This window comes from Citrobacter sp. RHBSTW-00570, from assembly GCF_013739755.1.
Classification (GTDB): Bacteria; Pseudomonadota; Gammaproteobacteria; order Enterobacterales; family Enterobacteriaceae; genus Citrobacter; species Citrobacter braakii.
In genome coordinates this window covers 2,825,640-2,850,526 of sequence record NZ_CP056399.1, presented here as the reverse complement: position 1 = coordinate 2,850,526, position 24,887 = coordinate 2,825,640, and the positions used below count along the sequence as shown (strand labels likewise).

The window sequence follows — 24,887 nt, the reverse complement described above, 5'->3', positions numbered from 1 at the left end:
TATGGCTGCGCTACCGGATAAAGAAAAGTTGTTGCGTAATTTTCTGCGTTGCGCTAATTGGGAAGAGAAATACCTGTACATTATTGAACTGGGTCAGCGTTTGCCGGAATTAAACGACGACGATCGTAATACGGAAAATAGCATCCAGGGCTGTCAAAGTCAGGTATGGATTGTCATGCGTCAGAATGCTGAAGGAATTATTGAATTACAGGGCGACAGCGATGCGGCAATTGTGAAAGGGCTTATCGCTGTCGTATTCATTTTATATGACCGCATGACGGCCCAGGATATTGTGAATTTTGATGTGCGTCCGTGGTTTGAAAAAATGGCGCTCGCACAGCATCTCACACCGTCTCGTTCACAAGGGCTGGAGGCGATGATTCGGGCTATTCGCACCAAAGCCGCAACTCTTAGCTAAACTGATAAAACACGTCAATTTCAGCTCGACGTGAAAGAGTGAGGTAGTGCAACGCAGTGACTCGTAGGCCGGATCGGGCGCTCGACGCCGTCCGGCAGGAACGCCAGGGGGGTGAGTATGAAACGCGCGTCTGTTATTACGTTAATGCTAATCGGCGCTTACAGCGCTATTCAGGCCGCATGGGCGGTCGATTATCCTTTGCCTCAGGCGAACAGCCGTCTTGTTGGGCAAAATCAAACTTACACCGTGCAGGAAGGCGATAAAAACCTACAGGCGATTGCCCGTAAGTTTGATACCGCCGCGATGCTGATCCTTGAAGCCAATAATACGATTGCCCCCGTACCTAAACCCGGAACGCTAATTACTATTCCCTCGCAACTACTGCTACCGGATGCACCCCGAGAAGGCATTATTGTGAATCTGGCGGAACTGCGTCTGTATTACTTCCCGCCGGGAGAGAATATTGTTCAGGTTTTCCCAATTGGTATCGGTTTGCAGGGGCTGGAAACGCCGGTAATGGAAACCCGGGTTGGGCAGAAAATCCCGAATCCGACCTGGACCCCTACAGCAGGCATCCGTAAACGCTCTTTGGAGCGCGGCATAACATTACCGCCGGTAGTGCCTGCCGGGCCAAATAACCCGTTAGGACGCTTTGCACTGCGTCTGGCGCATGGAAACGGTGAATATCTGATCCATGGCACCAGTGCGCCGGACAGCGTGGGGCTGCGCGTAAGTTCTGGGTGTATTCGCATGAATGCGCCGGATATCAAAGCACTGTTTGCTCAGGTCCGGACAGGAACGCCGGTTCGGGTGATTAATGAGCCGATAAAATATTCGATAGAGCCGAACGGAATGCGCTATGTCGAGGTGCATCGACCGCTGTCGCCGGAAGAGGAGCAAAACGTCCAGACCATGCCGTATGTGCTGCCAGCCGGTTTTACCCAGTTTAAAGACAATAAAGCCGTGGATAACAGTTTGGTGGAAAGAGCCTTGTATCGTCGTGCGGGCTATCCGGTCACCGTAACGGCCGGGCAAGCGTCGGTCGTAAGCAATGGCGCGGAAGTGAAGTCTGCACAGAATGGCGTGCCGGGAGAGGATGCAGAGGTGCGTGCTACGCAATAACAGGGAAGGGAAATTCAGAGCAAAAAAATGGCGCACAATGTGCGCCATTTTTATTACACAGATACTATTACTTGCGGTATTTAGTAGCTGCGTTGTCCAGACGCTGGTTAGCGCGAGCTGCGTCATCTTTAGCAGCCTGAACGTCGGAACGCATTGCGTTCACGTCGTTGCTCAGCTGGTCAACTTTAGCGTTCAGAGTCTGAACGTCAGAAGACAGCTGATCGATTTTAGCGTTGCTGGAGCAACCTGCCAGCAGAGTAGAACCCAGGATTACCGCGCCCAGTACCAGTTTAGTACGATTCATTATTAATACCCTCTAGATTGAGTTAATCTCCATGTAGCGTTACAAGTATTACACAAAGTTTTTTATGTTGAGAATATTTTTTTGATGGGAATGCACTTATTTTTGATCGTTCGCTCAAAGAAGCATCGAATTGTGCAAAAACGGCTAAAAACCCGAGTGAAAACAGAAAGCTTCCATCGGATTCATCTTAGATAATCACGGATTAGATAGTGAAATCCGATTTGATTTTTTATTAATTGTAGCTATCGATAAAATAAAAAAAGCGCCACCAGGGCGCTTTTTTAAGCAAATTAATTCGCGTTGGAATTATTACAGCACGTGAACGGATGCCGTGTTGGTCGTGCCGCTCGGAACCAGTGCACCGGAAACCATCACCACAACGTCACCTTTCTGAGCCAGACCGCTTTCCAGAGCGACTTCTTTACCCAGACGATAGAAATCATCGGTAGAGCTGATTTCTTTAACTACCTGTGCAACAACACCTTTGCTCAGCACCAGCTGACGCGCGGTAGTTTCGTTGGTGGTCAGCGCCAGGATGGTGGCATCCGGGAAGTATTTACGTACTGCGCGAGCAGATTTACCGCCCTGAGTTGCTACAACGATCAGCGGAGCATCCAGTTTTTCTGCAGTTTCAACCGCGCCACGGCAAACGGCTTCGGTGATGCGCAGTTTGCGGCTGTCGTTGTTGAAGTCCAGACGGCTGGTCATCACGCGGTCGGTACGCTCACAGATGGTTGCCATGATGGTGACCGCTTCCAGCGGGTATTTACCTTTTGCAGACTCGCCAGACAGCATTACTGCATCGGTACCGTCGAGGATGGCGTTCGCTACGTCACCGGCTTCAGCGCGGGTCGGACGCGGGTTTTTGATCATGGAGTCCAGCATCTGGGTCGCAGTGATAACGACTTTACGTGCACGGATACATTTTTCGATGATCATCTTCTGCGCGAAGATAACTTCTTCAACCGGGATCTCAACGCCCATGTCGCCACGAGCAACCATGATGCCGTCAGATGCTTCGAGGATTTCGTCGAAGTTGTTCAGGCCTTCCTGGTTTTCGATTTTGGAAATTATCTGGATGTTTTCGCCGCCGTGCGCTTTCAGGTGCTCACGGATTTCAACGACGTCAGAACGTTTACGGATAAAGGATGCTGCAACGAAGTCAACGCCTTGCTCGCAACCGAAGATCAGGTCCTGTTTGTCTTTTTCAGCCAGTGCTGGCAGCGCGATGGAAACGCCCGGCAGGTTAACACCTTTGTTTTCGCCCAGATCGCCGTTGTTCAGCACTTTACAGATAACTTTGTTACCTTCGATAGCGGTAACTTCCATGCCGATCAGACCATCGTCAACCAGAACGGTATTGCCGACGGACAGATCTTTAGTGAAGCCTTCATAAGTAACAGCAACGATTTCGTTGTTGCCGACGACAGATTTGTCGGTGGTGAAGGTGAAGGTTTGGCCCGCTTTCAGGGAAACGTCGTTACCGCCTTCCAGTTTGATGGTACGGATTTCCGGACCTTTGGTGTCGAGCAGGATTGCGGCTTTCTTGCCGGTTTTGCTCATGACGTTGCGCAAATTCTTGATGCGCTGACCGTGTTCTTCATAGTCCCCGTGGGAGAAGTTCAGACGCATGACGTTCATGCCCGCGTCCAGCATTTTGGTTAACATCTCTTCGGATTCGGTTTTCGGACCGATGGTGCAAACAATTTTCGTCTTTTTCATGACAGTCTTAGTCTTTAAGTTGAGAAGGATATGGAAATCTGGCTCCCGCCGCGCACGGACGGGAAGCTAAACCTGAGTTACGAAAGTTGTGATGCCTCGCTCTAAGGATAGGTGACATCGAAAGAGCGTGCAGAGGAATGTGTGCTTGTGTTTCAGCCCAACGGGATGGTGAGTTTTGTAGTCGTTGAGTTTTACAGGTCAATGTGCTGAAACCATTCAAGAGACAATTGGCGCGCATTATACGCTGAAAATTATCAAAAAGGAAAATGGAAACAGCGTTTCAAAACACTTCTGTGCAGTTTTACAGAAAATATTCATTAATTTGTTTCCAGGTATGGATAAAGAGGTTGTTCGCAGCAGCATTTGTTGCGCAACAAGGTGTAATTGTCATCCCAATCCCGTTCAGCTAACACCTTAGTTTCAGAAAGCATCAACATGTGTTGGCGGAGGTAATGAACATCCCATCACAGAGAAAGGGTTCCGTTCACCTCATGTTCATCGTTTCTCTGAAACACCGATTCCTGTGAACGTGTTAAGGGTACTATCGCCGTACCCTTAACAATCCCGGCTCCCGGCGGGAAAATTGCCTCTCCGCGGTCCCCTCCGTTTATTCCTCCAGGCTACCGGGCCGGGCGCGAGGTAGCCTCCCTGCAAAACGCGCCCTGAACCCGCATCCCTGCGGGTTCTCCCGGCCTTACGGAAACACGTCGGCAATTTTCAGCCGGACCAGCCCACACCTGGCCACCTGCGTTTTTTATCTGAACAGCAAAACAGAGTTAACTGGAAGTCAGTGCGTTGCAGCGATGACCCCGGTCCGGCTGAAAATCGATGAGGCGTTGACGGCTGACCGGGTCTGCCCGCAGGGTTGCAAGGGAGGCGGCGGTGAGCCTCTCTTGCACGTTCACGGGTATCTGAGCCTCATAGAATTGATACCACTGAGGTGAACGGAACCCTGAGCCGAAATCATATGTTCTCCTTAATGCTTAACTGACAAGCATTACATCCCAATCCCTGACTTTTTGTGTATAACGCCGACCAAACCAACATATTTCTAAAAGTTATATCAAATGCGTTTTAATTCATTTTAAAAGCCAATCTCACTGATTACACTCGTTTGGACATCTATACTGCTAAACAGCCAAAAGCGCTAGCAGCAGAACAATAAGCAGCAGCGGATACCTAAACGACATGATTGTCCTGAAAAATATTTCGAAAGTGTTTACACCAGGTCGGCTTGCCATTACCGCTGTCGATAACGTCAACCTGACGGTTGAACAGGGACAGATTTACGGAATTATTGGTTACAGCGGGGCGGGGAAAAGCACCTTAATACGCTTACTTAATGGTCTGGAAAAACCGACTTCAGGCAGCGTAACGATTAACGGCCACGATATCTCTGCCGCCCGTGGGGAATCTTTACGTCAGGCGCGACTGAAAATCAGCATGGTGTTTCAACACTTCAATTTGCTGTGGTCACGAACGGTTAGTGAAAATATTGCGTTCTCTATGCAAATTGCTGGAGCGCCAAAAGCATCAATTAAAGCGCGAGTTGCTGAACTGATTTCGCTGGTGGGGCTAAGCGGTCGTGAAAATGCGTATCCGTCTCAGCTGAGCGGTGGGCAAAAACAACGGGTAGGAATTGCCCGTGCGTTGGCGAACAATCCTGACGTTCTGCTGTGTGACGAAGCCACTTCGGCGCTGGATCCGCAAACTACCGATCAGATCCTCGATTTGCTGCTCGATATTAATCGCCGCTTCAAATTAACCATTGTGCTGATCACGCATGAAATGCACGTGGTACGAAAAATCTGCGATCGCGTCGCGGTAATGGAAAACGGCAGGGTCGTTGAGGAAGGCGACGTGCTCAACGTCTTTACCCATCCGCAGCAGCCGATCACCCGACAGTTTGTTCGTCAGGTGAGTCAGTACACCGAGGAAGACGAGTTTAACCCACAGTTGGCCAGCGAGCTGGGCGGTGTGGTGATCAAGCTAACGTTTACCGGGCAACGTACGCATCGGCCGGTGGTTGGCGAATTGACCCTGCGCTATGGCCTGCCGTTTAACATTTTACACGGCAAGATGACGCAAACCGCGCACGGTGTGTTTGGTCAGCTTTGGGTGCACGTTGTGGCTTCTGAGGAACAATTGAACAATATTTTGGCCGATCTGCGCCAGAGCGACATTGAAGGCGAGGTGATCAACCATGGCTGAAGAACTGTTTCCTCATCTGAAGTGGGAGCAACTGCTGGCAGCAACCCAGGAAACGCTCTACATGACGGTCCTTTCTGGCGCGGCGACCTTTGTCCTGGGCGTTGCACTTGGTCTGGCGCTGTTCCTGACCGCACGCGGCGGACTGTTTCACAATCGCGCGGTTTATAGCGTTATTTCGCTGGTGGTGAATATCTTTCGTTCCATCCCGTTCATCATTCTGATCGTGCTGCTGATCCCGTTTACCAAAGCGATGGTTGGCACCATTCTCGGCGCTAATGCCGCGTTGCCTGCGCTGATCGTAGGGGCCGCACCGTTTTATGCGCGTCTGGTCGAAATTGCCCTGCGTGAAGTCGACAAAGGCGTTATTGAAGCGACGCGTTCGATGGGCGCACGGCTAAGCACGCTTATTTTTCGGGTTTTACTGCCGGAATCCTCTCCTGCTCTGGTGTCCGGGATCACCGTGACGCTGATTGCGCTGGTCAGCTACAGCGCGATGGCAGGGGTGATTGGTGCCGGTGGTTTAGGGAATTTGGCCTATCTGGAAGGATTCCAGCGCAACCACAGCGACGTCACGCTGGTGGCGACGGTGACGATTTTGCTCATTGTCTTCATCATCCAGCTTTGCGGCGATGTGATCACCTCTCTGTTAGATAAACGCTAATAAAATACGGAAACCATTATCATGAAAAAATCACTGACGTTACTCGCCGCAGCAACCTTAAGCGCCCTGAGCTTTGCCTCCTGGGCCGATACTCTGACCGTTGGCGCCTCAAACGTGCCGCACGCGGAGATCCTTGAGCAGGCTAAGCCTATTCTGGCGAAGCAGGGGATCGATTTAGAGATTAAACCGTTCCAGGATTACATTCTGCCCAACACCGCGCTGGCTGGCCGTGAGATTGACGCTAACTACTTCCAGCATATTCCGTACCTGAACAGCGTGATTAAAGATCATGCGGGCGATAAAACCTACGATTTCGTCAGCGCCGGAGCGATTCACATCGAGCCAATTGGGATCTATTCGAAAAAAGTGAAATCGCTTAAAGATCTGCCGGAAGGCGGCAAGGTCATCATGCGCGATGCGGTATCTGAGGAAGGCCGTATTCTGTCGATTTTCGAAAAAGAGGGCGTAATCAAGCTGAAGCCGGGCGTGGATAAAGTCACCGCGCGCATTAGCGATATCGTCGAGAACCCGAAAAAACTGAAGTTTCTGCCTAACGTGGAAGCCGCGCTGTTACCGCAGATGTATAACAACGACGAAGGCGATGCGGTGGTGATTAACGCCAACTACGCCATCGACGCCGGGCTGGATCCGGTGAAAGATCCTATCGCCGTCGAAAGTGGTGAAAACAACCCGTATGCCAACATCATTACCGTGCATCGTGGCGACGAGAAGAAAAAAGATATCGTGGCGCTGGTTGATGTCCTGCACTCAAAAGAGATCCAGGACTGGATCCGCACCAAATATAAAGGTGCGGTGATCCCGGTAAATAACTGATCCGCGGGCGTTGCCTTATCCGGCCTACGACGTTCTGTAGGCCGGATAAAACGCGTTGGCGTGGCCATCCGGCGCTAGAGTTTCACTCGCTCAATCCTCGCTGGTAAACCCTGGCGCACCGCTGCACCTGACACCCAGTCAAGCCAGGTATTGGCTACCTGCCGGGTAGGATCCGCAAAGCCCAAATCGTTGAGATTAATCCCCGACCTTATTTGTGCGTCAAACGCCATCGGCTTGCCGTCGAGCGTATGCTGCGCCGCGCCCATTTCTTTATGCCCATAACCGTGTTCAATGGCGATCACGCCCGGCATCACGCCATTAAGCAGGCTTATCTGCGCCTGCGCCTGACCGCCAGGCGTGGTGATACGCACCATATCGCCGTGCGCTAAACCATATCGTTGACCATCCTGCGGATTAAGCGCCACCAGATTAACCGGCTTCAGATGATGCAAACGTGGGATCACCGCCGTGGCGCTGGACATGGTATTGGATTTAAAAGAAATCAGTTTCAGCGGCCACTCTTGTTCCGGGAACAACTCCTCGACCGCACGCCCATCTGACAGGCGTGAAGGATACCAGGCCGGGCAGCCGCTGTAGCGCTCGCCGGTAATTGCATGGCGGTGCGCGGCGACGTCCGCATTCCAGATTTGTAGCGGTTTTTCCCACGCATTGCCTATCCGATTCTCAACCCGCCCGCTGTTGTCCGGCGCAAAACGCCCACCGCGGGAGTAGATAAATGCCACCCGGCTGATTTCATCGGCTTTCAGCGTTTGGGTCATCACAGGCACGATCCGCTGTACCCCAGTCAGCGCCAGGTCTTCCGGTTGCGCTTCAGCGACCGGTGCTTTGCCCATAAACGCAATATTGGCGGCGAGTCGCAGGTAGTAATCTTCCGCACGATTCAACGGATAGTGATTGCCCTGCGGATCGGTAATCGCATTGTCACCAAATCCGGGGAGCCCGATACGTTTTGCCACTGCGATACAGAAAGATTCCATCGAGGCGGGTTGACCATCAGCGGTACTGCTGGTTGCCGCTGTCACTACCGGCCAACGCGCGGTGGTGGCTTTACTGGCAACGCCGGCCCACGGGGCGCTGAATCCCCAACTTTCGAAGTTGTGGGTATCCGGCACGATGTAATCAGCCAGCGCCGTGGTTTCGTTCATAAAGGCGTCAATAGCGATAAACAGCGGCAGACGCGCAGGATCCTTGAGCTTTTCTTCCGCCACGCCGCGCAACCCTGCGATGCCGTAGAACGGGTTAGTCATGTTGGAGATCCAGGCTTTCAGTGGATAAGGGTAGCCTTCCAGCGCCGAGACGAGGAGTTCGGTAAGCTGGCCTGCGACAAACGGATACCACGGGGCTTTGGCCGGGAAGGGCGATTGTCCGGCGGCCACCTTATTGCGATACTCTTCGGAAGACTCATAAGCAGTTTTACTGCGCGCGATGCTTAATCCTTTTGGTTTTACCTTCCCGGCGAAGCTGTCCATGTTATAGCGCGGACCGTCGGTGGCGCCATTGAACTTGCCGCCGCCGACAAATACGCCGCCTTCAAGACTGAGATTGCCAATCAGCGCATTGAGCATCATCACCGCCCAGGCGTTATAAAATCCATTGCCTGCCATCATTCCACCGTGCGTAATCACCGCTGCCTGGCGGCCATGGCGGGTAAACGCGTCGGCCAGGGCGCCAATGTCAGCTTCAGACACGCCGCATTGCTGGCTGTACTGCGTCAGCGTTAGTTTCCCGGCGGACTCTTTCAGACACTGGAAGCTGCTTTTTACCGTCACCGTCTGACCGTCTGCCAGCGTGACCTGGCGGGTGACGAACAGCTGCGCGCGTGGGCAACTGCTGGCGGCGACAATTTCGCCGGCCTCGTTAATGACCACCGGCTCCTGGGCGGCGTTTGCACTCAGGTGCGCGAGGGTTAAATGCTGTCCGGCAAGGGTTGGAAGCTCATCGGTAATCACCAGATGCGTGGCGTTAGTCCAACTTTTTTCTCCGGCCTGCTGCATGGCCTGTACGCCGGGAATGGTGAGATAATCGGCGTTATAACGCTGTTTTTCGATAATCCAACGGATCATCCCCATCGCCAGCGCGGAGTCACTTCCCGGTCGTACAGGCTGCCAGTGGCCGCGATTGTCAGCCTGCACCGTGGTCAATGGCAGGGCCGGTGCCACCACCACGTAACGGAAGTCGTCGCGTAAACGGGCGCTGGCCAGTTGGCGAGCCTGGCGCTTAAACGGGTTACCGGATTGCGCCGGAGACGTTCCCATAAATAGCGCGAATTTGACATTGTCCCAGTCGGGCTTCACATGGGTATTTTTATCCAGATCGCCCATTAACGCACCGGAACCGGCACGGTATGCCAGACCACAGTAAGCGCCATGAGCGCCGAAGTTTTTACTGCCAAAACTATTTAATGCAAAGCGGCGCAAAAATGTATCACGTCCTTCATCGCTGGTATTGGTGACCAGCAGTTGATTGGATTTAGGGCCAAAGCCGGGATGCCTGGCATCAAGCGGTGTGTTGGTGTCATGGATTGCCCGCAAGCCGTCAACGTGGCCTTCACCAAACAAGTCGCCGCCTTCCACCACCTCTTTGATCAGCTGTTCGAAGCTGATGCGCTGCCATTTTCCCTCACCGCGTTTGCCGACACGTTTCATGGGCTGGAGAATGCGTAACGGGCTGTATAAACCTTCAAGTAAGGTTGCGCCACGGGCGCAGGCCGTGGAACGCGCGTCAAGACCCGTTTCGCCCGCCAGTTGTTCCATTGCGGTGGTAAAGGGGACGGAGGCGTCAATATGGTGCTCGTGAGACAATGGGTGATAGGGGTTGCCCGCAATGCGCAACACCTTGCCTTGTTCGCTGTCAACGCGCACCCGCACGCCACACTGCGTCCAGCAGCCGAAGCACTGCGTCATTGAGATAACCTGCTGCGGGTTCTGCTGCCAGCGCGGCTGGGCATTGGCTTCGGGGATGAGGGCGTTACCAAAGATGCGGTCTCGGGTAATTTTGCCCGAGGAGCCGTCCAGCAAACCGTCTATCGCGCGCTTTGCCACATCCCGATAACTCAGGCCAAAAGTCACCATACCACCTACGGCAAGGCCTACTTTAAGCCACTGACGACGGGTTAAATTAGCCATGTTGCATTCTCCTTGCGATCGCGTTCAGGGCTTCACGAACAATAATGATCAGTGCTATCCACAGGCCGAAGGTGCCCACAATGGCCAGCCAGCCATCGGTACCACCGGGCAGGGTATAAGGATTAAACAGCGCGTTAAATTTCGGTACGGTCTGCACCTGGATAAGTAATGTCCAGCGCATCAGCCAGCACAGCGCCATCGCGCTAAATGCAAGTAATATGCGCAGCGGCAGCGATAAGGGGTTACGGAGCACCAGCCCGCACAGGACAAGCGAAACAAGCCATAGCGCAACCCAACCGATGGCGTAGTGTCGTGCTAACGGGGCAACGTTCAGCCATTGGCGAATAGCCGAACCGGAAAGCGTATTGCCGCTCACCCATATCACCACGACCAAAGCCAGTACCATCAGGGTGACTGCCTGCCCCCACGCCAGTTTGCGGGTCAATGTTCCCTCGCGTTTTGTCGCGGCGATGAGCAGGGCGAGAAACGTTTGCAGCGCGCTGAGGAACATCGCAACCGGAAAGGCGTAGCTGAACCAGACAGGACGCGCCTGCACGACCGACACTTCGCGGCCGGTGTATACCAGCAACCCGATGGCTGACAAGGCGCTACCTATCGCCAGCCACTTAGTGACGCTGTAACTTTTAAGCGTTAACCGTTTAACATGCTGCGCCAGAAACCACAGACCTAAGAAGCCGGTAAAGAGCGGTAAAAACAGCGCGCCCCAGGGCATCCAGGACCACGGCGTCGGCCAGGCGTAGAAATGCCAGACGCGGGCGGTTTGGTGTAAGTCAGCGGTCAGCGCCAGCGGTGCGGTAATCGCGCAGGTCAGGGCGATTAACAGCGTCAGGTTTTCCAGTTCCAGCATCTCTTGTTTACGCCAGTGAAGTACGCAGGCGAACAGCGCGGCGCAGGCGGCAATGCCGATGAAAAAGAAATATTGTACGGCCCAGGGTAACCAGCTTACGTCCTGGGGATGGGCCAGAACCTCTTCAATAACCAGTGAATGGTTCATTTAAACCTCCTGCCAGAGAGCGGGTTGAGCACGTCCCATCAACGGGGTTACAAACGCTTCGTCCAGACCCAGATAGAACACGTGCGGTGATGTCCCGTTTTCCGGTTTCAGGACTTTGATGGCGTCATGGTGTTCACGCAGCATTTGAGAAATCCGGCTGTGCGGATCTTTGATATCGCCTATGATGCGCGCGCCGCCGACGCAGGATTCCACGCAGGCCGGGAGCAGGCCAGCTTCGAGGCGATGAACGCAAAAGGTACATTTATCGGCGGTTTGTGTTTCATGGTTGATGAACCGCGCATCATAAGGGCAGGCCTGCACGCAGTAGGCGCAGCCCACGCAGCGCGTGTTGTCGACCACCACAATGCCGTCTTCGCGTTGGAAGGTAGCCTGTACCGGGCAAACGGGCACGCAGGGAGGATTATCACAATGGTTGCACAGCCGCGGCAGCAGGACGTTGGTGACGCTCTGCTGACCTTCAATCTGCACCTGGTACTGGTTAACGAGGGTGCGAAATTCACCCTGCGGCGTCTGGTTTTCAATGGCGCAACTGACAGTACAGGCCTGGCAGCCGATACAGCGTCGCAGGTCAACCAGCATGGCGTAGCGATGCTGAAGTGAGCCTTCATGGCGTTCAGGCGAGAAGGGAAATTGCGCCTGAGCCAAGGGTACCAGTGATGCGCCAGCGGTCAGGACGCCCAGTTGCTGGAGAAACTGCCGTTTACTGCTGTCCATATTTTCTCCCGTCACGATGCAACAACGAAACATTGGTCACGCCGTTGGTTTGCGTGTGATGAATAAAGAATCTTGATGATTTACAGTGTAAAAATCGTGACGGGGGGTACTCTATTGTGGTTAACCACATACCCGGCTTGTTGTTGATCTAAAACAACATAATTGACAGGGATAATTGAGTGGGACGCAACGTAGCAAAATGTCTGACGGTGCTGGTGTCGCTATGGATGCTAAGCGGTGTGGTCAGGGCCCAGACATGGAACATTGGCGTTTTGGCGATGCGTGGGGATGTCTCCACGCGTAATCACTGGCAGCCGCTGGAAACCCTGTTGAATCAGCAAATTCCCGGCGAACAGTTTCATATTCAACCGCTGGACCTGCGGCAGATGCAGGAGGCGGTGAATCGTGGAACGGTACAATTTGTGGTCACTAATCCGGCGCAATTTGTTCAACTAAACAGCCGCGCTGCGCTACGCTGGCTGGCGTCACTCCGTTCTACTCGCGGGGGGAAAGCCACCAGTAATGTGATTGGCAGCGCGATCCTCGTCAGGCGCGATAGCGGGATAACCTCCGCACACGATCTGATCGGCAAAACGGTGGGTGCCATTGACGCTCAGGCATTTGGCGGCTATTTGCTGGGATATAAAGCGCTCAGCGATGCCGGGCTGCGCCCGGAGCGCGATTTGCGTCTGACGTTTACCGGATTTCCCGCCGATGCCTTACTCTATTTATTACGCGAAAAAGCCGTGCAGGCGGTGATTGTACCGGTGTGCCTGTTGGAAAAAATGGACGAAGAAGGGCTTATTCGTAAAACAGATTTTACGGCCGTACTTAACCATCCAACGTCGATTCCCTGTTTAACCAGTACGCCGCTCTATCCTGACTGGTCATTTGCGGCACTGCCTGCGGTAAGCGACGAGCTGGCCGATCGCGTCACGCGGGCCCTGTTCAATGCGCCGCAAAACGCGACGTTTCGCTGGGGGGCGCCCGCCTCGACCCGCGAGGTGGAAGCGTTGCTGCGCGATGTCCGCCAGCATCCGCAGCAGCGCCAGTTGTGGCTGGATGTCAAAAGCTGGTTTATTCAACATCGGCTGGCGATGGGGGCCGCGGCTCTCGTACTGTTGTTGCTGACGCTCAATTACATCTGGGTGATGTTGCTGGTCCGCCGACGCGGCAGGCAATTGGAGCGAAACAACGTATTGTTGCGCAAACAGGAACAGGAGCTGGAAACCGCTCGCCAAATGAGCGTGCTTGGCGAGATGACGTCGGGTTTTGCCCACGAGCTCAATCAGCCGCTATCGGCTATCCGTCATTATGCGCAGGGCTGTCTGATCCGCCTGCGTAATCAGGATCAACAGCATCCGCTGCTGCCCGCGCTGGAGCACATTGATACCCAGGCGCAGCGGGGGGCTGATACGCTGCATAATCTTCGCCAGTGGGTCAGCCAGGCACAGGGCAATCCGGTGATGACCGATGACTGGCAAGTTGTTAACGTTCACGATGCTATCCATCACGTCTGGCAATTATTACGCATGCCCCAGCAATTTCCGGCGGTAGCGCTGCAAACGCAGATCGGTAAGGCGTTAACATTAACGTTGCCGAGTGTTCTCCTCGAACAGGTACTGGCCAATGTGGTTCTCAACGCCGCCCAGGCGGGGGCAACCACCGTGTGGTTTTGCGCTCAGCGTGAGGATGGTGATGTGAGTATTCAGGTGCAGGATAACGCCGGAGGTATTGATGAGGTGCAGCTGTACCAGGCTTTTCAGCCGTTTATGACCACCCGTAAAGAGGGCATGGGGCTGGGGTTAGCCATTTGTCAGCGGCTGGTGCGCTACGCAAACGGAGACATTGAGATCAAAAATCATCAGGCTCCAGATGAAAAAGCGGGCGTGGTGGTGACATTACATTTTAAGCAAAACCCGGAGGGAGGCCGTCGTGGCAATCATTCATCTGCTGGATGACGATATTGCCGTCACTCAGGCTTGCGCGTTTTTACTGGAAAGTCTGGGATATGAGGTGTGTTGCTGGGAGCAAGGCGAAACATTCCTCACCGAGGCAAATCTGCACCAGGTGGGCGTACTTTTGCTGGATATGCGTATGCCTGTACTGGATGGGCATGCTGTGCATGAAGCTATGCGCCAGCGTGAGAGTACGCTGGCGGTGGTATTTCTCACCGGGCATGGCGATGTGCCGATGGCGGTTGAGCAAATGAAACGCGGTGCGGTCGATTTTTTGCAAAAGCCGGTTTCCGCCGCGCCTCTGCAAGCGGCGTTAGAGCATGCAGTGCAGATCTCTCACGCCGCCTTTTCGCGACAAGAGATCGTGGTTTGCTATCAGCAGCTTACGCCAAAGGAGCGAGAGCTGGCGCAACTGGTAGCAAAAGGGTTAATGAATCGGGAAATTGCTGATGCCATGAATATTGCCGTGCGCACGGTTGAGGTTCATCGGGCCCGGGTGATGGAAAAAATGCAGGCGGGGAGTCTTGCTGAACTGGTTAATCGACTGCAGAGGATTCAGTAAATTTATGACATTTATTTGATTTTCATTGAATTTTGTCTAATCCGTCAGACTGATATATGCTGTTGGTTTGAGTTAATGACGAGCGGGAAAAAATGGGAAATCAGACCAAAGACGATGAGTTGTACCGTGAAATGTGCAGAGTAGTCGGTAAAGTAGTGCTGGAAATGCGCGATCTGGGACAAGAGCCTAAGCATATCGTCATTGCGGGAGTACTGAGAACCACCCTCGCCAACCAGCGTGTGAAGCGCAGCGAGTTAGAAAAACAGGCTATTGAGACCGTCATTAAAGCATTAGCCGGTTAATCCACAAAAAGAGGATGGTGGTCTCGTTCGCCGTCCTTTTATTCTCGTCACGTTAATTTATCAATATATATAATTTAGTGCTGCAATTAGAAGAGTAACCTTCGCTGTATATTGAGTTATATTCCGAATGATATATTAAAATATATATGCGAGTAGAGTCACAAATATTTGCAAAGCATGTGAAATATTATTTCAACTTATCTTAATGATAATAAATCTCACTCCACATTAATTATTTCCCTTCCGTTTTTTAATTGATGACGATCAAAACTATGAGCGCTGAATAACCACATTATCTTTACGCCTAACCCTAAAGGATTAGATTCATTCAGTTTAACCACCGTCATTTTACGCGATCAGGTTAGGGCAAAAATTTACGTGTTGTTGGCAACATTAACCGCCCGAAATGGCTTGAGCTGCACGGGTTTAATTTAGCCTGGAGGTGTTGCTAACACAGCGTTTGCGAAGAGGATGCGAAATAAATGAATCAGGTTGATCGTCCATTTTTAGATTGTGGTTTAACGCGGCTTGAATTTCTGCGGATATCAGGAAAAGGTTTGGCGGGATTAACCATCGCCCCTGCACTGTTATCACTTTTTGGCTGTAAGCAGGAAGATATCGACAGCGGTACCGTGGGGCTTATCAATACGCCGAAAGGGGTGCTGGTGACCCAGCGAGCGCGCTGTACTGGCTGCCACCGCTGTGAAATTTCCTGTACCAATTATAACGATGGTGCCGTGGGGACTTTCTTTTCCCGTATAAAAATCCATCGCAACTTCTTCTTTGGCGATGATGGCGTCGGGTCCGGTGGCGGACTTTATGGCGATTTAAACTATACCGCTGATACCTGCCGTCAGTGCAAAGATCCGCAATGCATGAAGGTCTGCCCCATTGGCGCTATTACCTGGAAACAGGAAGACGGCTGTATTGCGGTGGATCATAAACGTTGTATTGGCTGCAGCGCTTGTACCACCGCCTGCCCGTGGATGATGGCGACCGTGAATACCGAAACAAAAAAATCCTCAAAATGTGTGTTATGTGGGGAGTGCGCCAATGCTTGTCCGACTGGGGCATTAAAAATTATCGAGTGGAAAGATATTACTGTTTGATAGATAGCAGGTATGCCTGATACGCGTCATTAATTGCCAAAAATATCGCAGTTTTGCAAAAAAACTGCCTGAAGGATGGCGGGTATATCTATTAAACCTTCTTGCAAAGGAAAACATGATGGCTAATGGTTGGACAGGTAATATTTTACGGGTCAATCTCACCACGGGGAATATCACCCTTGAAGATTCCAGTAAATTTAAAAAATTTGTCGGCGGGATGGGCTTTGGTTATAAAATTATGTACGACGAAGTCCCGCCAGGCACCATGCCTTTCGATGAAGGGAATAAACTGGTTTTCGCCACCGGGCCATTAACGGGCTCTGGTGCCCCTTGTAGCTCCCGCGTCAATATCACCTCCTTATCGACTTTTACCAAAGGCAATTTAGTGGTGGATGCTCATATGGGCGGCTTCTTCGCTGCGCAAATGAAATTCGCTGGTTACGACGCCATTATTATCGAAGGCAAGTCCGCGACGCCTGTCTGGATCAACATCAAAGATGAAAAGGTCAGCATCGAAAAAGCCGATTTCCTGTGGGGTAAGGGAACGCGCGCCACAACCGAAGAGATTTGCCGTATTACCAGCCCGGAAACCTGCGTCGCCGCTATTGGTCAGGCGGGTGAAAATCTGGTGCCGCTCTCCTGCATGATCAACAGTCGCAACCACAGCGGAGGCGCCGGTACTGGCGCGGTAATGGGGTCGAAAAACCTGAAGGCCATTGCGGTAGAAGGGACCAAAGGGGTCAATATTGCCGATCGTAAAGAGATGAAGCGGCTCAATGATTACATGATGACCGAGCTCATCGGTGCCAACAACAACCACGTTGTGCCAAGCACCCCGCAGGCCTGGGCAGAATACTCTTCGCCAAACTCGCGCTGGACGGCCCGTAAGGGACTGTTCTGGGGCGCGGCAGAAGGGGGACCAATCGAAACAGGGGAAATCCCGCCGGGTAACCAGAATACCGTGGGTTTCCGTACCTATAAATCCGTATTCGATCTGGGGCCAGCCGCTGAGAAATACACGGTCAAAATGAGCGGCTGCCATTCATGCCCCATTCGCTGTATGTCGCAGCTCAATGTCCCGCGGGTGAAAGATTTTGGCGTGCCAAGTACTGGCGGTAACACCTGCGTGGCGAACTTTGTCCACACCACCATTTTCCCCAATGGCCCGAAAGATTTCGACGATAAAGACGATGGGCGCGTGGTGGGAAATCTGATTGGCCTGAACCTGTTTGACGATTATGGCATCTGGTGTAACTACGGGCAGTTGCACCGTGATTTTACTTACTGCTATTCGAAAGGCGTCTTTAAGCGCGTATTGCCAACTGAAGAGTATGCGGAGATCCGCTGGGATCAGCTGGAAGCGGGCGATCCTCATTTTATTAAAGATTTTTACTACCGGTTGGCGCATCGCGTGGGGGAACTCAGCCATCTTGCGGACGGATCGTATGCCATTGCTGAACGCTGGGATTTGGGCGAAGAGTACTGGGGTTATGCCAAAAATAAACTGTGGTCGCCGTTTGGTTTTCCTGTCCACCATGCAAACGAGGCCTCTGCACAGGTGGGGGCTATCACCAACTGTATGTTTAACCGTGACTGTATGGCGCATACCCATATCAACTTCATCGGTTCCGGTTTACCGCTGAAATTACAGCGCGAAGTGGCGGGCGAGCTGTTTGGTTCGCAGGATGCATACGACGAAACCAAAAACTACACCCCAATCAATGCCGCCAAGATCAAATATGCCAAATGGACGCTGCTGAAAGTCTGCCTGCATAACGCGGTTACGCTGTGCAACTGGGTGTGGCCGATGACGGTTTCACCACTCAAGAGCCGTAACTATCGCGGCGATTTGGATCTGGAAGCAAAATTCTTCCAGGCGGTCACCGGCGATGAAACCACGCAGGCGAGTCTGGACCTGGCCGCTGAACGCATCTTTACCCTGCACCGTGCCTATACGGTCAAATTGATGCAAACCAAAGATATGCGCAATGAGCACGATCTCATCTGCTCCTGGGTGTTTGATAAAGATCCGAAGATCCCGGTCTTCACTGAAGGGACCGACAAGATGGACCGGGAAGATATGCGTCAGTCGCTGACGATGTTCTATCAGGAAATGGGCTGGGATCCAGAGCTGGGTTGCCCAACGCGTGAAACCCTGAACCGACTCGGACTTGAAGATGTGGCCGCTGATTTGGCTGCACAAGATCTGTTGCCGGCGTAAGGAATGCGAGATGACTAACGTGAGCGACGTTCTGACCCCCGTTGAGGCGTTTCCTGACGAAGTGGATAGCCGAAAGAGACAGTGGCTGCAGGCGTTTCACCCGCCTGTAGAACAGATGAATGCGCCCCAGGTTCAGGAACCAGCCAGCCCGGAGTTGATTGTGGCAGATTTTATCCGCCAGCATTCAGCATCGGGGCAACTGGTGGCGCGCAGTGTCTTTTTGCTGCCGCCTTATTCGGTTCCTGAAACCGATCTTTCCGCGCTGCTGGATGTGCTGGGCCAGGACGCGAATGGTGCGGATATCACCTGTGTGCAGGGTGCGGAAGAAGCATATTTCTATTCGACGCAAACCATGACGGCAAATTACGCCGACATGTGTGTGCAGGTGGTGGAAAACGACATCTGCCGTGCGATTGCCGAGGCGGTACGCTTCGACTGTCGAACGTATCCTCGCCCTTATAAGGTCGCCATGTTGACGCAACCGCCGTATCGCTTTGAGTCTCAACAGATTGCCGCTGCGCTCACGGCCATGGAAACGCATCCTGATTATGCAGATATACGGACTGTGGAATCGTCAAATGCGGAGCCTTATTTGTTCAGCGAACGTTTTATGAGTTATGGCAAAGCGTACGGCCTGTGCGAATGGCTTGAGGTTGAGCAGTATCAGAACCCCTGAATTATTCAGGTTGATGTCATGGAACGTGTGGACGACCACTGTCACAGTATTAGAGGATAACCCGATGTCCTTCACCCGACGAAAATTTGTCATTGGCATGGGGACGGTGATTTTTTTCACTGGCCCAGGTCAAAATCTGTTAGCGAGTACCAGGAGTTCTAAAGACGTACATTACGTCATGATTCACGATGAATCACTGTGTAACGGATGTAATATCTGCGCCCGCGCATGCAGGAAAACCAACCATGTTCCTGCGCAGGGTAGCCGTTTGTCGATAGCTCATATTCCGGTTTCGGACAACGACAACGAAACGCTGTATCACTACTTCCGTCAGTCCTGCCAGCACTGTGATGATGCCCCCTGTATTGAGGTGTGTCCGACCGGCGCCTCATGGCGAGATGACAACGGCATTGTGCGGGTAGACACGTCTTCCTGTATCGGCTGCAGTTACTGTATTGGCGCGTGTCCTTATCAGGTGCGCTATCTCAACCCGCAGACCAAAGTGGCGGATAAATGCGACTTCTGCGCTGAATCTCGTCTGGCGAAAGGTTTCCCGCCGATCTGTGTTAACGCCTGCCCGGAACATGCGCTGATTTTTGGTCGCGAAGATAGCCCGGAAATTCAGACCTGGTTGAGAGAAAATAAGTATTACGAGCATCAACTTGCAGGCGCCGGGAAACCCCATCTGTATCGTCGGTTCGGTCAACATTTGATTAAAAAGGAAAATGTATGAACGCGTCGCAGAATGCCGAACAGTTTCACGCCCAGCTTGCGCAGTATGTTCCCCTGTTTTCACCGGACTACTGGCCTGTGTGGTTGGTCATCGCCGGGTTAATGCTGGTGGGGATGTGGCTGGTGCTGGCGCTACACGCCATGCTGCGCTTTCGGGCCGCGCATAAAGCGTCGGCAGGGCATGGTGAGAAAGTCTATTTATACTCGAAGGCCGTTCGTTTGTGGCACTGGTCGAATGCGCTGCTATTTCTGCTACTTCTGGTCAGTGGCCTGGTCAATCACTTCTCCGTCGTCAGTGCGTCGGTGATGAAAAGCCTGCTTACCGTGCATGAGGTCTGCGGCTTTTTGCTGCTCGCCTGCTGGATTGGCTTTGTCCTGATCAATCTGATTGGCGGCAACGGGCATCACTATATTATTCAACGTCAGGGCTGGATCGGACGAGCGCAAAGACAAACGCGTTTTTACCTGTTTGGCATTATGCAGGGCGAGTCACACCCATTCCCGGCATCAAAGCGTTGTAAATTCAACCCGCTACAGCAGGCGGCCTATGTTGGCGTGATGTATGGCTTACTGCCACTGCTGCTGATCTCAGGGTTGTTATCGCTCTATCCGACGGTTGTCGGTGACCTGTTCCCCGGCGTGCGTTACTGGTTGCTCCAGGCGCACTTCGCGCTGGCAATAATCAGTCTGTTTTTTATTTTTGGGCATCTTTATCTCTGCACGACAGGTCGTACGCCGGGCGAAACTTTCAAGTGTATGGTGGATGGCTATCACCGGCATTAAGCGATGATGATTACGCGAAGTGACTTACGGGCCTGGCGCGTTGGGCCCGTAATGTATCGCTGGTTTCTACGCGCGTTTCCAACTGGCGGAAGCTATGCTGATGTCCATCGTGCGCTCCAGCGGGAAGGGTATACAGACTGGGCAAATAGTCTGGTGGAATACGGCTGGTCAAAATGGCGGGAAGAGGCGAGTTTTGCCCAGCAGGATATTCGCGCGATGGGGAATATTTCCCGTGTGCAAACGGCGGGGGAAATCAGCCCTCCGCTGGCGAGTGCGGAAGATAATGCCCGATTCAGTTGTGCAGGCGATAACGTTAAAATCACCAGCGCCGGGTATGCCGCACAGATCGCCAGCGCAGGTTACAGCGCACGTATTGGTAGCGTAGGCTATAACGCGCATATCGGCAGTTCAGGCGATCGCGGGCGAATTGCGGTTGCGGGAAATTCGGCACGTATCAGTAGCGTGGGTGACGGGACGCGTATCGCCAGTACCGGCATGCGCGTACGCATCAGTTCGCTCGGCGACAGAAATCGGATTGCCTGCGGTGGTGATTTAACTCAGTTGGCCTGTTTTGGCGCAGAGTCTAAAATCGCCAACTGCGCCGACAACATCCACATTATTGCCAGCGGAGAGAACGCCGTTGTTGCCAGTACCGGTGTTGTCGATTCGATAATACTCGGTCCCGGCGGCTGCGCGGCGCTGGCCTATCACGATGGCGAGAGAATGCGTTTTGCGCTTGCCGTTGAGGGGGAAAATAACATCCGGGCGGGCGTGAAATATCGGCTCAACGAAGACCACCAGTTTGTGGAATGTTGAGCCGTGATCTCATTTTAACGCGAAGCGGCGTTGGGTGATTTTCTCCAGGCTCAGGCACAGCAGGTAATAGACCAGTCCGGTAAAGATAAAAATGGCTGCCGGATAGATTTGTACCCGGCTGTTAACCTGACCCGCAACCGTTGTGAGTTCCGGCACGTTAACGATAAACGCCAGCGACGTGTCCTTCAGTAATCCAATAAAAATCCCCGTCAGCGATGGCAGTACGTTACGCAGCACCTGCGGCAATAAGATAAGCCACAGGGCCTGATACGGGCGAAAACCCTGAACCACGGCAGCATCATATTGCCCGCCAGGCAGCGCGCTAATTCCTGCATACACTGAGTGCATGACCGAGGCGGCGGTGAACCATGCCAGCGCCAGCGTCACGGTAACGGCTCCAGGGAGATCGCTTCCGGTTAGCATGGGTAGCAAATACCACATCCAGAAAATCACAAAGATTAGCGGAATGCCGCGAATAAACTCCGCCCAGATAAACAACCCGTTGCGAACCGTGCCTGGAAAACGCCAGGCGCAGCAGGCAAGAACTATCCCACCAGGCAAGGCCAGCAGCGCCGCGCCGAGAGCCATCAACAAAGTGAGCAGAACGCCGCCGGGTTGTCCCTGGGCCACGCGTCCCCACAGGAGATAATCAAGATTGTCGGTAATGACCGAAATATTAGCGATCATGCAGTATGCTCCTGACGCTGAAGATACGCGTTTTAACCTTGGACGATTTACCCGATGCAGGTCGTGGGCCAAGACGCGTAAGCAGCATACCCAGAACGATGCCGGTGAACAGATAGAGCGCAGTGCCAACAGCAAAGGCTTCCAGCGCGTGCGCGTTGTAGCTCTCAATTTGCCGCACCTGGTAGGTGAGCTCAGCAAATCCAATACCGCTGGCAAGCGAGGAAAGTTTCATCAGGTTAAGGTATTGCCCAACAATGGGTTGCCAGGCGTTCGCCAGTCCCTGAGGAAGCAGAATGTGACGAAACGTCGCCCAGGATGAAAAACCCTGCGCCACGGCAGCCTCACGTTGTCCGGCAGAAACCGCCTGTAAACCAGAGGCGATCTCCTCGACCAAAAATGCCGAGGTAAATACGCCCAGCCCCCATGCTGAACAGATAAACTCTGGTGTTAACCACCAGACATCGCCTGGCAGAATAGACCAGGGATGCTCTGCATTGATGAAAGTAATGACGTTGCGGGGCAGCCAGTTCCATGCGGCAAAATACCAGAACATCAGTTGCACCAGTAAAGGCGTGTTGCGAAACACCGAAACCCATACACTGACCACCGCTTTGTTGAAGCGATGGCCCGTCAGACGCAGGCCGAGTAGGAAGATGGCAATGAGCGTGGCGAGTACGACACCTGCCAGTGTCACCCAGAGCGTGGTGAGAAAACCGGAAATTATCCATTGCAGAGGTTGCCCGCTCAGCACTCCCTGCCAGTCCATTGCAAGCATTATAGCGATGACTCCTGGTGTAGCGGGTCGAGCACTTTTTTCAGGAAACGCTGGGTTCTCGGGTGCTGTGGCCGGGTGAAAAAATCCTCCGGCGCGGCCACTTCAAGAATTTCTCCGCCATCGATGAATACCACGCGATCGGCAATCTCACGGGCAAAATGCATTTCATGGGTCACGACGATCATGGTGATACCGCTGTGGGCCAGGTTTTTCATCACCTGTAATACCTCGCCGATCATTTCTGGATCCAGCGCGGAGGTGGGTTCATCAAACAGAAGGATTTGTGGCGATGAGGCCAGCGCGCGGGCGATGGCCACGCGCTGTTGCTGCCCACCGGACAACTGTGCGGCATAGGCGCTCGCTTTTTCTGCCAGTCCCACCTGATCCAGCAATTCGAGTGCCCGACGCGCGGCTGCCGCCTTGTTCCAGCCGTGAACATATTCCAGCGCCAGCGAGATGTTCTGATGCGCTGTCAGATGCGAATAGAGATTGAATTGCTGAAAAACGAAACCGATACGGCTGCGTAACTGGCGTAATGCTGCCCCGCGCAACTGACTAATTGGTTTGTCATCAATGAAAATCTCGCCACCGCTGAGCGACTCAAGCTGATTGATAAGGCGTATAAGCGTGGATTTTCCCGAGCCAGAAGGGCCCAGAATAGTCACCACTTCACCGGGTTCAACTGACAGGCTGACGCCGTTAAGTACGGTGTGAGTGTCAAACTGTTTGATGACATTGCGCAGTTCGACGCTTGCCTGGCGCAAATGGTTAAAATCCGCCGCGGAAACTGCACAACGATGAAACAGGGCTGAGAGCATATTACTTCGCTTCTATTTTAAAGGCGCGGGGTTGCGGGTTTTTGGTTTCAGGGCCAAACCAGACATCATAAATTTTTGCCGCCTGCCCGGTAGATTCCAGCCTCAAAAGCTCATCATTGACGGCTTTTAACAGCGCTGGCTCACCTTTTTTCACTCCCACGCCGATCTCTTCTTTGCTCAACAGATCAGGCAGAATTTTGAAATCTGCTTTATCCGGCGCACCGCTTAATAGACCGGCCAGAATCGTACTGTCTTGGGTGATGGCCTGAACATTGCCATTGCGTAGCGCGGTTAACGCCAGTGGAATATCGTCGTAGGCCAGCACACGTGACTGCGGGAAGCGCTGATGTAGCGCCTGCTCACCGGTAGTGCCTTTCACCGCACCGATTCGCGCTTTGCTGTATGCATCGAGCTGGTCCGGGGATTTGGCCGGTACCAGGAACTGCTGCCCGGTAACAAAATAGGGGACGGAGAAGTCAATGACCTGCGCCCGCTCAGGCGTAATCGTGATATCCGCCACGATTAAATCGGCTTTACCGGATTGTAATAACGGAATGCGGTTTGCCGGATTAGTCGCTACCAGTTCCAGTTTTACGCCGAGGGATTTCGCCAGCGCTTCAGCAAAATCAACGTCATAGCCGACAATCTTATGCGTTTTTGCATCGATGGAGCCAAACGGCGGATTCGCGTCGAATGTCGCAACTTTTACTACACCTGCGGCTTTGATATCGGCCAGTTGGTCAGCCTGAGCCTGCGAGGCGGCAATGCCGGTGGCCAGCAGCACGCCAAGTGCCAGCAGTGTTTTTTTAGCGCGGTAAGTTTTCGTTGCCATCATGATGTAAATCCCTGTCGTTTTTGGTTTGTGCTTTTTACGCTCCCATAACTTACGTTCAGGACAAAATAAGAAAAAATTCTTATCTATTTACAAAATGTTATTAGTGAAAACGGTGTTAACAATGGGTAAACGTAATGGGAAATGTAGATAAGAGTAGGGGCATAGTCTGGCGGTAAAAAAACCGGCATTGCGCCGGTTTGGAAATCAGATTTTACAGGCGTCGCCGCAGTCATTATCAGCAATAATGTCCTGCGCTTTCTTGTCTGCATCTTCCAGACGTTCAGCATTACGCTCTTGCGCTTCTTCCAGTCCATCAAAGACCAGATTATCGAGATCAATTTCCATCATTCACCTGCTCAGGTTCAGCGTTTAACATCACATTATTATATTGCAAAAATGTTGCTTAACAGCAGCGATTCTTGCTACTTAGCGTCGAACTCAATTC

Annotated in this window: 25 protein-coding genes; 14 read left to right on the top strand and 11 right to left on the bottom strand. The window is 52.8% G+C overall.

The genetic code is table 11. The features are described from left to right. Window position 1 precedes the first annotated feature (1 nt). Together sufE and HV237_RS13565 are read left to right on the top strand one after the other, a co-directional pair. Window positions 2-418 (top strand): cysteine desulfuration protein SufE, encoded by a 417-nt coding sequence (gene sufE / locus HV237_RS13570; protein WP_016152910.1) that lies wholly within the window; start codon window positions 2-4, stop codon window positions 416-418. Window positions 419-535: 117 nt separating this feature from the next. Further along, window positions 536-1,540, top strand: a complete 1,005-nt coding sequence (locus HV237_RS13565; protein ID WP_016152911.1) for a L,D-transpeptidase family protein — start codon at window positions 536-538, stop codon at window positions 1,538-1,540. 67 nt (window positions 1,541-1,607) lie between these two features. On the opposite strand, the gene lpp is transcribed toward HV237_RS13565, so the two are convergent. The 3 genes from lpp to HV237_RS26200 form a co-directional block, all read right to left on the bottom strand. Then, window positions 1,608-1,844, bottom strand: a complete 237-nt coding sequence (gene lpp / locus HV237_RS13560) for a murein lipoprotein Lpp (protein ID WP_003029373.1) — start codon at window positions 1,842-1,844, stop codon at window positions 1,608-1,610. Window positions 1,845-2,153: 309 nt separating this feature from the next. Beyond that, the gene (gene pykF, locus HV237_RS13555; protein ID WP_016152912.1) at window positions 2,154-3,566 is read right to left on the bottom strand and encodes a pyruvate kinase PykF; all 1,413 of its coding nucleotides are present in this window, start codon (window positions 3,564-3,566) and stop codon (window positions 2,154-2,156) included. A gap of 7 nt (window positions 3,567-3,573) precedes the next feature. Next, a complete protein-coding gene (locus HV237_RS26200; RefSeq protein ID WP_242637968.1) occupies window positions 3,574-3,768 on the bottom strand; it encodes a hypothetical protein in 195 nt (64 codons plus the stop codon). Window positions 3,769-4,754: 986 nt separating this feature from the next. Here HV237_RS26200 and HV237_RS13550 point away from each other — a divergent pair. The 3 genes from HV237_RS13550 to HV237_RS13540 are packed head-to-tail and all read left to right on the top strand — an operon-like array spanning window position 4,755 to window position 7,272. Continuing rightward, window positions 4,755-5,777, top strand: a complete 1,023-nt coding sequence (locus HV237_RS13550; protein WP_016152913.1) for an ATP-binding cassette domain-containing protein — start codon at window positions 4,755-4,757, stop codon at window positions 5,775-5,777. Beyond that, entirely contained in the window at window positions 5,770-6,438 is a 669-nt protein-coding gene (locus HV237_RS13545) for a methionine ABC transporter permease (RefSeq protein ID WP_016152914.1), read from the top strand. Before HV237_RS13550 ends, HV237_RS13545 begins: the two co-directional genes overlap by 8 nt. Before the next feature lie 21 nt (window positions 6,439-6,459). After that, window positions 6,460-7,272, top strand: coding sequence for a MetQ/NlpA family ABC transporter substrate-binding protein (locus HV237_RS13540; RefSeq protein ID WP_003029358.1), 813 nt, complete (start codon window positions 6,460-6,462; stop codon window positions 7,270-7,272). 74 nt (window positions 7,273-7,346) lie between these two features. Here the strand turns inward: HV237_RS13540 and ttrA are convergent, their stop codons facing one another. The 3 genes from ttrA to ttrB are packed head-to-tail and all read right to left on the bottom strand — an operon-like array spanning window position 7,347 to window position 12,168. Then, window positions 7,347-10,418, bottom strand: coding sequence for a tetrathionate reductase subunit TtrA (ttrA, locus tag HV237_RS13535; protein ID WP_047358864.1), 3,072 nt, complete (start codon window positions 10,416-10,418; stop codon window positions 7,347-7,349). Further along, window positions 10,411-11,433: a tetrathionate reductase subunit TtrC gene (gene ttrC, locus HV237_RS13530; protein ID WP_047358863.1), complete on the bottom strand. Its 1,023-nt coding sequence runs from the start codon at window positions 11,431-11,433 to the stop codon at window positions 10,411-10,413. Before ttrC ends, ttrA begins: the two co-directional genes overlap by 8 nt. After that, window positions 11,434-12,168 carry a tetrathionate reductase subunit TtrB gene (ttrB, locus tag HV237_RS13525; protein WP_019076686.1) on the bottom strand — a complete coding sequence of 245 codons (735 nt, stop codon included), beginning with the start codon at window positions 12,166-12,168 and terminating at the stop codon, window positions 11,434-11,436. A gap of 227 nt (window positions 12,169-12,395) precedes the next feature. On the opposite strand from ttrB, the gene ttrS reads away from it, so the two are divergent. The 9 genes from ttrS (at window position 12,396) to ydhT (ending at window position 21,327) form a co-directional block, all read left to right on the top strand. After that, entirely contained in the window at window positions 12,396-14,129 is a 1,734-nt protein-coding gene (gene ttrS, locus HV237_RS13520) for a tetrathionate respiration histidine kinase TtrS (protein ID WP_240489689.1), read from the top strand. Then, window positions 14,104-14,688 carry a tetrathionate respiration response regulator TtrR gene (gene ttrR, locus HV237_RS13515; protein WP_016156376.1) on the top strand — a complete coding sequence of 195 codons (585 nt, stop codon included), beginning with the start codon at window positions 14,104-14,106 and terminating at the stop codon, window positions 14,686-14,688. The genes ttrS and ttrR overlap by 26 nt, the downstream gene beginning before the upstream one ends. A 92-nt stretch (window positions 14,689-14,780) precedes the next feature. After that, window positions 14,781-14,990 (top strand): fumarate hydratase FumD, encoded by a 210-nt coding sequence (gene fumD, locus HV237_RS13510; RefSeq protein ID WP_003029345.1) that lies wholly within the window; start codon window positions 14,781-14,783, stop codon window positions 14,988-14,990. Window positions 14,991-15,472: 482 nt separating this feature from the next. Continuing rightward, a complete protein-coding gene (locus HV237_RS13505) occupies window positions 15,473-16,099 on the top strand; it encodes a ferredoxin-like protein (protein ID WP_016152920.1) in 627 nt (208 codons plus the stop codon). Window positions 16,100-16,217: 118 nt separating this feature from the next. Then, window positions 16,218-18,320: an aldehyde ferredoxin oxidoreductase gene (locus tag HV237_RS13500; RefSeq protein ID WP_047358861.1), complete on the top strand. Its 2,103-nt coding sequence runs from the start codon at window positions 16,218-16,220 to the stop codon at window positions 18,318-18,320. Window positions 18,321-18,330: 10 nt separating this feature from the next. Further along, window positions 18,331-18,996, top strand: coding sequence for a YdhW family putative oxidoreductase system protein (locus HV237_RS13495; RefSeq protein ID WP_016156378.1), 666 nt, complete (start codon window positions 18,331-18,333; stop codon window positions 18,994-18,996). 64 nt (window positions 18,997-19,060) lie between these two features. Continuing rightward, window positions 19,061-19,729 (top strand): 4Fe-4S dicluster domain-containing protein, encoded by a 669-nt coding sequence (locus HV237_RS13490; RefSeq protein ID WP_016152923.1) that lies wholly within the window; start codon window positions 19,061-19,063, stop codon window positions 19,727-19,729. After that, window positions 19,726-20,511, top strand: a complete 786-nt coding sequence (phsC, locus tag HV237_RS13485; RefSeq protein ID WP_019076690.1) for a thiosulfate reductase cytochrome B subunit — start codon at window positions 19,726-19,728, stop codon at window positions 20,509-20,511. Before HV237_RS13490 ends, phsC begins: the two co-directional genes overlap by 4 nt. A gap of 3 nt (window positions 20,512-20,514) precedes the next feature. Then, complete coding sequence (gene ydhT, locus HV237_RS13480) at window positions 20,515-21,327, top strand: protein YdhT (RefSeq protein WP_016156379.1); 813 nt, start codon at window positions 20,515-20,517, stop codon at window positions 21,325-21,327. 9 nt (window positions 21,328-21,336) lie between these two features. On the opposite strand, the gene HV237_RS13475 is transcribed toward ydhT, so the two are convergent. The 5 genes from HV237_RS13475 to HV237_RS13455 all read right to left on the bottom strand — a co-directional run bounded on the left by HV237_RS13475 (window position 21,337) and on the right by HV237_RS13455 (window position 24,787). Further along, on the bottom strand, window positions 21,337-22,014 hold the full coding sequence (locus HV237_RS13475; protein WP_016156380.1) for an ABC transporter permease subunit: 678 nt from the start codon (window positions 22,012-22,014) through the stop codon (window positions 21,337-21,339). Next, complete coding sequence (locus HV237_RS13470; protein WP_016152927.1) at window positions 22,004-22,789, bottom strand: amino acid ABC transporter permease; 786 nt, start codon at window positions 22,787-22,789, stop codon at window positions 22,004-22,006. Before HV237_RS13470 ends, HV237_RS13475 begins: the two co-directional genes overlap by 11 nt. Beyond that, window positions 22,789-23,607, bottom strand: coding sequence for an amino acid ABC transporter ATP-binding protein (locus HV237_RS13465; protein ID WP_016156382.1), 819 nt, complete (start codon window positions 23,605-23,607; stop codon window positions 22,789-22,791). The genes HV237_RS13470 and HV237_RS13465 overlap by 1 nt, the downstream gene beginning before the upstream one ends. A gap of 1 nt (window position 23,608) precedes the next feature. Then, complete coding sequence (locus tag HV237_RS13460) at window positions 23,609-24,442, bottom strand: ABC transporter substrate-binding protein (protein WP_016156383.1); 834 nt, start codon at window positions 24,440-24,442, stop codon at window positions 23,609-23,611. Window positions 24,443-24,646: 204 nt separating this feature from the next. Continuing rightward, on the bottom strand, window positions 24,647-24,787 hold the full coding sequence (locus HV237_RS13455; protein WP_016152930.1) for a hypothetical protein: 141 nt from the start codon (window positions 24,785-24,787) through the stop codon (window positions 24,647-24,649). Window positions 24,788-24,887: the final 100 nt, after the last annotated feature.

Coding starts and splice junctions, on each gene's coding strand:
- sufE (WP_016152910.1), top strand. CDS start 2: ATGGCTGCGCTACCGGATAAAGAAAAGTTGTTGCGTAATTTTCTGCGT.
- HV237_RS13565 (WP_016152911.1), top strand. CDS start 536: ATGAAACGCGCGTCTGTTATTACGTTAATGCTAATCGGCGCTTACAGC.
- lpp (WP_003029373.1), bottom strand. CDS start 1,844: ATGAATCGTACTAAACTGGTACTGGGCGCGGTAATCCTGGGTTCTACT.
- pykF (WP_016152912.1), bottom strand. CDS start 3,566: ATGAAAAAGACGAAAATTGTTTGCACCATCGGTCCGAAAACCGAATCC.
- HV237_RS13550 (WP_016152913.1), top strand. CDS start 4,755: ATGATTGTCCTGAAAAATATTTCGAAAGTGTTTACACCAGGTCGGCTT.
- HV237_RS13545 (WP_016152914.1), top strand. CDS start 5,770: ATGGCTGAAGAACTGTTTCCTCATCTGAAGTGGGAGCAACTGCTGGCA.
- HV237_RS13540 (WP_003029358.1), top strand. CDS start 6,460: ATGAAAAAATCACTGACGTTACTCGCCGCAGCAACCTTAAGCGCCCTG.
- ttrA (WP_047358864.1), bottom strand. CDS start 10,418: ATGGCTAATTTAACCCGTCGTCAGTGGCTTAAAGTAGGCCTTGCCGTA.
- ttrC (WP_047358863.1), bottom strand. CDS start 11,433: ATGAACCATTCACTGGTTATTGAAGAGGTTCTGGCCCATCCCCAGGAC.
- ttrB (WP_019076686.1), bottom strand. CDS start 12,168: ATGGACAGCAGTAAACGGCAGTTTCTCCAGCAACTGGGCGTCCTGACC.
- ttrS (WP_240489689.1), top strand. CDS start 12,396: ATGCTAAGCGGTGTGGTCAGGGCCCAGACATGGAACATTGGCGTTTTG.
- fumD (WP_003029345.1), top strand. CDS start 14,781: ATGGGAAATCAGACCAAAGACGATGAGTTGTACCGTGAAATGTGCAGA.
- HV237_RS13505 (WP_016152920.1), top strand. CDS start 15,473: ATGAATCAGGTTGATCGTCCATTTTTAGATTGTGGTTTAACGCGGCTT.
- HV237_RS13500 (WP_047358861.1), top strand. CDS start 16,218: ATGGCTAATGGTTGGACAGGTAATATTTTACGGGTCAATCTCACCACG.
- HV237_RS13495 (WP_016156378.1), top strand. CDS start 18,331: ATGACTAACGTGAGCGACGTTCTGACCCCCGTTGAGGCGTTTCCTGAC.
- HV237_RS13490 (WP_016152923.1), top strand. CDS start 19,061: ATGTCCTTCACCCGACGAAAATTTGTCATTGGCATGGGGACGGTGATT.
- phsC (WP_019076690.1), top strand. CDS start 19,726: ATGAACGCGTCGCAGAATGCCGAACAGTTTCACGCCCAGCTTGCGCAG.
- ydhT (WP_016156379.1), top strand. CDS start 20,515: ATGATGATTACGCGAAGTGACTTACGGGCCTGGCGCGTTGGGCCCGTA.
- HV237_RS13475 (WP_016156380.1), bottom strand. CDS start 22,014: ATGATCGCTAATATTTCGGTCATTACCGACAATCTTGATTATCTCCTG.
- HV237_RS13470 (WP_016152927.1), bottom strand. CDS start 22,789: ATGCTTGCAATGGACTGGCAGGGAGTGCTGAGCGGGCAACCTCTGCAA.
- HV237_RS13465 (WP_016156382.1), bottom strand. CDS start 23,607: ATGCTCTCAGCCCTGTTTCATCGTTGTGCAGTTTCCGCGGCGGATTTT.
- HV237_RS13460 (WP_016156383.1), bottom strand. CDS start 24,442: ATGATGGCAACGAAAACTTACCGCGCTAAAAAAACACTGCTGGCACTT.
- HV237_RS13455 (WP_016152930.1), bottom strand. CDS start 24,787: ATGGAAATTGATCTCGATAATCTGGTCTTTGATGGACTGGAAGAAGCG.